The organism is Kitasatospora sp. NPDC001159, from assembly GCF_053598235.1.
This window is the reverse complement of the sequence record NZ_JBSFJV010000014.1, coordinates 44423-52885: the sequence shown is the minus strand read 5'-3', so window position 1 is coordinate 52885 and position 8463 is coordinate 44423. Positions and strand designations below refer to the sequence as shown.

At 71.0% G+C, this 8463-nt stretch carries 7 protein-coding genes; 5 read left to right on the top strand and 2 right to left on the bottom strand.

The window, feature by feature from the left end; all coding sequences use genetic code 11:
• Positions 1 to 309: 309 nt before the first annotated feature.
• Both ACWC9T_RS10240 and ACWC9T_RS10235 read left to right on the top strand, forming a co-directional pair.
• Positions 310 to 1293: a TauD/TfdA family dioxygenase gene (locus tag ACWC9T_RS10240; RefSeq protein WP_449820604.1), complete on the top strand. Its 984-nt coding sequence runs from the start codon at positions 310 to 312 to the stop codon at positions 1291 to 1293.
• 70 nt (positions 1294 to 1363) lie between these two features.
• A complete protein-coding gene (locus ACWC9T_RS10235) occupies positions 1364 to 2626 on the top strand; it encodes a cytochrome P450 family protein (protein WP_449820602.1) in 1263 nt (420 codons plus the stop codon).
• A gap of 184 nt (positions 2627 to 2810) precedes the next feature.
• On the opposite strand, the gene ACWC9T_RS10230 is transcribed toward ACWC9T_RS10235, so the two are convergent.
• Positions 2811 to 3857, bottom strand: coding sequence for a hypothetical protein (locus ACWC9T_RS10230; protein WP_449820601.1), 1047 nt, complete (start codon positions 3855 to 3857; stop codon positions 2811 to 2813).
• A 245-nt stretch (positions 3858 to 4102) separates the two neighbouring features.
• Between ACWC9T_RS10230 and ACWC9T_RS10225 the strand changes: the two genes are divergently transcribed.
• The 3 genes from ACWC9T_RS10225 to ACWC9T_RS10215 all read left to right on the top strand — a co-directional run bounded on the left by ACWC9T_RS10225 (position 4103) and on the right by ACWC9T_RS10215 (position 6910).
• Entirely contained in the window at positions 4103 to 5332 is a 1230-nt protein-coding gene (locus tag ACWC9T_RS10225; protein WP_449820600.1) for a cytochrome P450, read from the top strand.
• A gap of 237 nt (positions 5333 to 5569) precedes the next feature.
• Entirely contained in the window at positions 5570 to 6601 is a 1032-nt protein-coding gene (locus ACWC9T_RS10220; RefSeq protein ID WP_449820599.1) for a hypothetical protein, read from the top strand.
• Positions 6602 to 6706: 105 nt separating this feature from the next.
• Positions 6707 to 6910 carry a hypothetical protein gene (locus tag ACWC9T_RS10215; RefSeq protein WP_449820598.1) on the top strand — a complete coding sequence of 68 codons (204 nt, stop codon included), beginning with the start codon at positions 6707 to 6709 and terminating at the stop codon, positions 6908 to 6910.
• Positions 6911 to 7110: 200 nt separating this feature from the next.
• On the opposite strand, the gene ACWC9T_RS10210 is transcribed toward ACWC9T_RS10215, so the two are convergent.
• The gene (locus tag ACWC9T_RS10210) at positions 7111 to 8331 is read right to left on the bottom strand and encodes a 3-hydroxybenzoate 6-monooxygenase (protein WP_449820597.1); all 1221 of its coding nucleotides are present in this window, start codon (positions 8329 to 8331) and stop codon (positions 7111 to 7113) included.
• Positions 8332 to 8463: the final 132 nt, after the last annotated feature.

Sequence of the window (8463 nt, the reverse complement as noted above, 5' to 3'; positions counted from 1 at the left end):
GGGCGGGGCTCCCGGCCCGGACGGCCGCCGGCACGGCGGCCGTCCGGGCGGAGCAGCACACGTATTCAAGTCTTGGAAGCGTCAGCGACCACAGCGACCGGCCGGGCCAGGATGGCGGTGTCCCTTCCATCGCCGCTGCCCGACCGGGGGACCGATCCCGCGCGGTCGGCAGAACGACGTATCCACGTCCCGGACAACCGACCCGCTGGTGCGACTGAACGACGACGAGGGCCAGCACGCCCTGTCGCCTGTGTTCGCCGAGATCACCGCCGGCGGGACGACCGCAACCCTAGGCTCTTGGGAGTAGCCATGCTCAACGCCCTACAGCTCGCGCCCCCGGAGGCCACCCTCACGGTCTCCCCCGCGGAATCGATGGAGATCGGCCGGATCGCCGAGCAGCTGCAGGCGGTCTCGGACGAGGTCGACGACGATGCTTGGGTAGCCGCCGCCCGGGACTCCTGGCAGTCCCTGCCCGGCACCTTCCGGCAGCGCATCCGCGAATTCCGCCGCGACTCCGGTCCGGGCGGCGTGCTGGTGGTACGCGGACTTCCGGTGGACGAAAGACGGGTGCCGGCCACCCCGTCGGTCCCCGGGTCCGTGCAGCGGACCACCACCGGGCCGGCCGCACTGCTGATGATGACGGCCTGCGGGCTCGGCGATCCCGCCGCCTTCCTGGCCGAGAAGTCCGGCGCACTGGTCCAGGACGTCGTCCCTGTGCCGGGCAGGGAGGAGTTCCAGGGCAACGCCGGGTCGGTGGACCTGATGATGCACAACGAGAACGCCTTCCACCCGCACCGCCCGGACTACGTGATGCTGCTCTGCCTGCGCCCGGACCACGACCGGGTCGCCGGGCTGCGCACGGCCTCGATCCGCGAGGCGCTGCCACTGCTGTCCGACCGGGCCAGGGAGAACCTCGCCCGCCCCGAGTTCAGCACCCAGCCCCCGCCGTCCTTCGGCTCCCTCGGCGGCTCCGTCCCGGAACTTCCGGTGCTGACCGGCGACTCGGCCGATCCGGACATCCGGGTCGACTTCGCCGCCACGACCGGGCTGACCCCGTCGGCCCGTGAAGCACTCATCGAGCTGTCCCTGGCTCTCGACGAAGTGTCCCGCACCGTAAGGCTGTTGCCCGGCGACCTGGCGATCGTCGACAACCACGTGACCCTGCACGGCCGGACGGCCTTCCAGCCCCGCTACGACGGCCAGGACCGCTGGCTCCAGCGGACCTTCGTCCTGGCCGACCTGCGCCGATCGCGCGACCACCGGCCTGGCGACGGCTACGTGCTGGAGCGCTAGGCAGCCCACTGTCCCCGTCGTCATCCCGGCAGCCGTCCGGGGTTCACCCAGGAGAAGGAGAGCACAACACATGCAGCAAACGCCCGGGACGGCGGAGAACCCGCAGCCCTCGTCCGCCGACGACGACGGCGTTCCCGTCTTCCAGCTGATGGACCCCAGGCTGGTCCAGGACCAGTACGGGTTCTTCGCCGAGCTGCGCACCAAGTCCCGCGTGTGGTGGGCCGAACTGCCGGACGGAGCACGCTGGCTGGTCCCCACCCGCTACGAGGACATCCGCCAGGCCCACCTCGACCCGGCCCTGCGCCAGAAGCCGGATCCGGAGGACGACCCCGTCACCGACGAGGAAGGCGGCATCTGGCGCATCTACAACGAACACCCCGTCGTGTCCGATCCCCCAAAGCACACCCGCCTGCGCAAGCTCCTCAGCAGCGCCTTCACCGCCCGCCAGACCGAACGCCTGCGCCCGCGCGTGGAACAGACCGTGGAAGAACTCCTGGACGGCCTCGCCCGGCAGGGCGCCGACGGCGCTCCCGTGGACCTCATGGAGGGCCTCGCCTGGCCGCTGCCGCTGGTCCTGATCTGCGAGCTGCTCGGCATCCCGGAGGAGCGCCGCGACGTCTTCCACGACTGGTCCCGCAACACCCGGGACTTCACCGGCGGCACCCACGAGGGCCGCGAGGAAATCGCCTACCGCATCATCGACGTCATCAAGGACCTCATCGAGGAGCGGCGCGTCACCCCCACCGACGACCTGCTCGGCCAGATGGTGCAGGCCCGGGACGCCGACGAGGGCAAGCTCAGTGAGATGGAGCTCATCTCCACCGCCTTCATCGTCCTGCTCGCCGGCTTCGAGTCCAGCGTCAGCCTGATCGGCAACGGCGTGCACGCACTGCTCCTCAACCCCGATCAGCGAGCCCTCGTGGAGAACGACCCGACGCTGCTACCCGCGGCCGTCGAGGAGTTCCTCCGGTTCGACCCGTCGCTCTTCCTCACCAACGTCCGCATGTCCGGAGCGCCCACCACCGTCGCGGGCGTCGACATCCGCAAGGGCCAGCCGGTCCTGCTCTCGCTCGGCGCCGCCAACCGCGACCCCGAGCAGTTCCCCAACCCGGACAAGCTGGACATCACCCGAGACACCACCGGACACCTCGCCTTCGGCTACGGCATCCACCGCTGCCTGGGCGCGCCGCTCTCCCGCATGGAAGCGGGCGTCGCCATCGGTCGCCTGTTCCAGCGCTTCCCCAACCTGCGCCACGCCGAGGGCCCGAACGTGCCCTACATCCCCAACCCCCTCGGCCGCACGCCGCTGAACCTGATGCTCCGACTGGACTGACGCACGGAAAGCCATCGGGCCGCCATCGCACGATGCGAGGGCGGCCCGACTTGTGCCGCGGGTGCGGAGCAGAGGGGGAACGGCGAGGTCGCGGCGTCACCTGTGGGCGGCCGGCGCGCCCCGCACCACGTCGACGCGGCGGGGAAGGCGGCCCACTCCTCCGGGGCCCACGTCGATCACCGCTTCACGCGGTGGCGGGGGCGCCGTTGCCTCCCCGCCCGGGCGCACATGCCGGGCACCCGGTGGTCGTCCGGTGGTACTCCCAGGTGGCGGCGCCGAGCGCGACACCCCACAGCATCCAGCACGAGTAGAACGTCCAGGGCACCCACGGACGCAGCCCGAAGTCGTCGGTGGACGCCTTCCGCGGGCCGAAGTAGTGCCGCACCAGCGACATGAACGCCCCCGGGCCCACCTGGGCCAGCAGAGCCGTACCGAAGCAGGCCGGTCCCAGCACCAGGAGACGCGGCACGCGGGAGCCGCCGACTGCCGGCACCCAGCGCGGGAAGTCCCGCCCGAAGGGCCGTACCAGTGCCAGCGACAGCACCGTCCCGGCCAGCGCCGGTACGACGGGCACCCATCCGCCGGGGGCATTGTGGATCACCTCGGGCCGGGTGATCCCGACGTTGCTGCCGCACTCCCAGGCGAGCTTGACCACCGGGTACGGCAGGGACAGCGCGACCGCCGCGTAGCCGCTCCAGGACGGCGCCCGCATGCGGTCCTCGGGGGCCGGGCGCCCACACTCGTCGCAGGCCGCCGCTCCGTGCGCCGCGCTCCGTGTAGCGGCCGACGCCGTCAGCGCGGCCGAACCGAGCGCGAGCGAACGGACCACGACACGACCCGCCTCGAAGCGGGGAACATCCGGGTCCCCCGAGCCGGTCATCCGACGGACGAGGGCGCCCAGCACATCGAACAACACCGGGCTGCCGCCCTGGGCGAGCCCCGCGGCGGCGCCGAGCGCCCCGACCTCGGCGACCCGGCGCGCGCGTCGGGGCACAGCCGGGTCCGCCGCCAGAGCCGCACCGAGAGCCAACCCGCCGACGACGGACGCTCCCCGCACCAGTCGCTCGCCCGGATAGCGGCTGCTCCCGCCACTGCGGCGGGCGAGCGCGCTCGCCGCGAACGTCGCGGCGCAACCGGCCATCGCGAGCGCCGTTCGGGCCCGCAGCCGTGCTCGGCGGTGTTCTGCGGATCGGGTACCGGGGACGCCGCCGGCCCACTCGCTCGTCGTCATGCCAGCTCCCCGCCCGTGCCACCTAGGTCGCATGCACCCTAGGAGTTCGCCGGGCCGGCACGGAAGTTCACTTCGAAGATTCAAAACCGGGGCGGGCCGGTCCGGGGCGCGCGGCGGCAGCAGGTCACGCACTCAATTCTTCGAAGCAGCCTCGGCCGCACCCGGTCCGGCAGGCCAGGATGGTGCAGCCCGTCGAGTGCCGCGGCCCCGCCGGGTATCCCCAGCCCGCACGAAACGGCGGAAACATGACCGACATGACCGACGCGCTGCTCAGCAGCGCCACCCCCGACCTTTCCGATCCCCACCGGTACACCGAGGACGGCATCGAGGAGGTCTGGAGCAGGCTCCGCAAGACCCAACCGGTCTTCCTGACCCGGCGTCCCAGGTCCACCGACTTCTGGTCGGTCCTGAGTCACGACCTGGCGACCCAGGTCCTCAAGGACAGCGCGACCTTCTCCTCCACGGGAGGGATGCGGCTCGACGCGGACCCGGTGGCCAACGCGGCGGCCGCCGGAAAGATGCTCATCGTCACCGACCCGCCCCGGCACGGCGGGATCCGCCGGGTCATCAACTCCGCCTTCACGCCCCGCATGGTGCAGCGGCTGACGGACAACATCCGGCTGACCGCAGTGCAGGTGATCGAGGCCGCGCTCGATCAGGGCGACGTCGACTTCACCCAGGTCGCGGCTCGCCTCCCGGTCTCGGTCATCGCCGACATGCTCGGTGTCCCGAGGGCCGACTGGGACTTCATGCTCAAGCTCACCATGATCGCGTTCGGCGCCGACGAAGCCACCGACACCGACCGGAACACCGTCGCCGAGGCGCACACCGAACTCCTGGTCTACTACGACGACCTGCTGCGGCAACGACGGCGCGACCCCCAGGACGACATCGTCAGCGCCCTGGCGCACGGCCTGGTGGACGGAGCCCCCCTCACCGACGAGGAGATCCTGCTCAACTGCAACGGGCTGATCTCCGGCGGCAACGAGACGACCCGCCACTCCACCGTCGGCGGACTACTGGCGTTCATCCGGCAACCGGAGCAGTGGGACCTGCTGCGGGCGGATCCCGGTCTGATCCCTTCCGCCGTGCAGGAGATCCTGCGATTCACCAGTCCCGCCCTGCACGTGCTGCGCACGGCACGCCAGGAAGCGGTCCTCGGTGGCCACTTGATCCGCCCGGGTGACCAGTTGGCGGTGTGGCTGCCCGCGGCCAACCGCGACGAGGCGGTGTTCACCCAGCCCGACCGCTTCGACATCACCCGCTCCCCGAACCGCCACCTGGCCTTCGCGCAGGGCACGCACTTCTGTCTCGGATCGGCCTTGGCCACCAGCGAACTCTCGATCTTCTTCGAGGAGTTCACGGCGCGCGTGGCCACCGCCACACTGCGCGGTACTCCGAAACGGATGGAATCCAACCTGATCTGGGGCTTCACCTCGATGCCGCTCACCCTGACCAGGCGCACCGCACCGTGATCCTCCACCGGGCCGACACCCACGATCCCGCCTCCCCCGCGTGGGGGAGGCGGATGATCCGATCGACGGATGTGACCGTCGCGGCCGACGGGAAGTCTTGACGTGGATGCACATTCCGAAAATACGGAGGTCACGGTGGCTGTTCTTACGGACTCGAAGGCAGGAGGCGTTCCCCGGCCGCAGGCCCCGAGCCCGGGGCGGATGTTGTGGTGGCGACGATGGCCCGTGTGGACGCCCGTGGCAGCCGCGTTCTGGGGCGTGTTGTACGCCGCTGTCGAGGTTGCCTGGGCGGTGACGGGAACCCGCGTGCAATGGAAGGAGCACTCCGCCTACGCGCCGGGGGTCCAGCTCTTCCTGGCGGCCCTCGCGCTCCTGGCCGGCGGCGCCTGCCTGGCCAGCACCCGAACGCTCGCCAGGCTCGGCCGGGTTGCGGTGGCGACGGCACTGATGACGGCGCTCCCGGTGTTCGTCGTGGGAATGAACGGGCTGCCGATCTATTTCGTGACGATCACGACGCTTTCCGGGGTCGAGAGCGCCACCGGGCTGGCCCAGGTGCTGCTGAACACGGCCGGCGCCGCTCTCCTACTCCTCGTCGGATTGTCGTACCGTCGGCGGCTGCGCGGAGACTGCCCGCGCTGCGGCAGGCCGCACGCCGGCGCCAGCGACGGCCCGCTGGCCCACCCAACCGCCTCCCGAGCCCCGAGGCGCACCCGCGTCGCGGTGTACCTGTTCATGTGCGGACTCCTGCCGTGGGCGGGATCCAAGACCATCTGGACGTTGGGCGGCAACGCGCTCGGCGTCGCGGGCGATGACTGGCAGAAGATAGCGACCGCCGACGCGTCGGGCCCGGCGAAGGCAACCGCGTCGGCGGGGATCGACGTGACCGTGCTGGCCTCGATGGTCGGGATCTTCCTGCTGCTGGGGCTGCTTTACGTGTGGGGGCAGGTGTTCCCCCGCTGGACGCTGTTTCTGTCCGGACGACGGGTCCCGCGCCTGCTGCCCTTGATCCCGGCCTGGCTGACCGGCATCCCACTGGCGATGTACGGGGCTGTCCTCACCATCTCGGCCCCGCTCATCGCCGTCGGCGCACTGCCCGAGATCAAGCCTACCCCGCCGTTCACCTCCAGCTCGGGGATCACCTGGTTCGCCGAGTTCGGCGGCCTGGCATTCGGCGGACTGGGCATCGGCCTCATCCTGGCCGCCCGCTCCTACGCCGCCCGCACCCGCCCCATCTGTTCCAGCGCCCTGGAAGTGACGCAGCCCGAGTAGTCGGACTCCTGGGGAAGCGCCTGGCGCCTCCCCAGGTGGGCGGGTCAGCGATTCGCATTCACCAACGGCCCCACGTAGCAGGGGCTTTCTCCTGGAGGAGGGCCCGTGCTCACGATCGGACGGCGCCACCTGCTCGGCTGCGTCGCCCTCGTGTTCCTGGCGGCACTGGTCACACCGACGCTGCTGGACGGGACCGTCAGAGCGGACACCGCGGCAGCTTCCAAGCAGCTGTTCATGCAGGTGATCGGCCACCATCGCGCGTATCGGGCTGTCATCAACCTACGGGAGTCGTGCTCGCGCCGGTCGTGATCCGGCGGACGGCCGGCACCTGCCGGACGCCAAGTGCCGCCCGAACGCCCGCCCCCGGCGTGGACACCGATCGACCCGCCGGCACACAGCGCGTCGCCGGAGGTCCACCGACGAGACCGACCCGGTGGGACCCTCCACGACCACCAATATGCCGCTTGACCTGGCCGGATGATCAATCGGCACCCGCAGACGCCCCGCGGTCAGCCGGTGCGGCCCACTCGACGGTTCTCCCCGAGGCCGCTGTCGGTGAAATCACGGTCACCGTGCAGCCACGCCGCCTTGTCGTGCATCTCCGTCTGCGTCAGCGCGGAGAGCATCGCATTGCGCGCCTCGGCCGCCTCACCCGCCGGGTGGTACAGCTCGCTGCCCATGCGCCGGGCGACCAGCTGGGTGCGTCCCGCGCGTTCATGACGTACGGCGTTGAACTTCTCCAGGCACTGGACGACGTCGTCCTCGCCCATCCCGTCGAGCAGGTCGCCGAGGACCACGGCGTCCTCCAGCGCCTGGCAGGCACCCTGGGCCGCGTACTGCAGCATGGGGTGGGCGGCGTCACCGACCAGGGCGACGCGCCGTTCGGTCCAGGTCCGCACCGGGTCGCGGTCGCACAGCACCCATTCGCGCCACCCTTCGCCGAGTTCGAGCAGACGGCGGGCGGTGGCGCCGATTCCGGGGAACTGGCCAAGCACGTGGTCGCGTTCGGCTTCCCGCCCGGTCACGGGAACGGTCGCCCCGTCGTCGCGGGTGACCGCGAGGTTGAGGTACTCGCCGCCGCCGATGATGTAGTGCACGAAATGCCACTTGGGTCCGGACCACAGCGTGACCGTGTTCCAGCGCAGCTCTTCCGGCACCTTCTCGATCGGGATCACCGAGCGGTAGATGGTGTGACCCGAGACGCGGGGTTCGCCGTCACCCAGCATCGCCGCGCGCACGGTGGAGCGGATCCCGTCCGCGCCGATCAGGGCCGCACCGCGCAAGGCCCTCCCGTCGGTGGTGCGCACGGTGACGCCCGCGGCGTCCTGCTCGTAGCTCCGCACCGCGGCGTCGGCGAGCAGCTCGACGCCGTCCAGTTCCTGGCAGGCGGTGAGCAGCGGCCGGTACAGGTCGCCGCGGTGCACCACCGCGTACGGGTTGCCGAACCGCTCACGGTAGGCGCCGGTCAGTTCCATGGCGATGACCTTCTCGCCGGTGGTGCCGTCCATGAAACGCAACTCGTCGATGAACACCGCGCGTTCGCGAACGCTCTCGCCGACGCCGAGGCGATCGAGAGCGTGGAAGGCGTTGGGGCCGAGCTGGATGCCGGCGCCGATCTCCGCGAAGGTGCCGCTGCGCTCGAGCACGGTGACGCGGTGTCCGAACCGGGCCAGCGACAGTGCCGTCGCGAGCCCGCAGATGCCGCCGCCGGCGATGATGACGTGTGCCACGGTTCGTCACGTTCCTTCAGGTGGTTGGTGGTGTGTAGCTGTCGGGCGAAGGCCGGCAGCGGATGCCGGGGGAAGAACCTGGGCAGTTCCTCGTGGAAGCCTGGGAAGGTCTCGACGATGCAGCCGGGACCG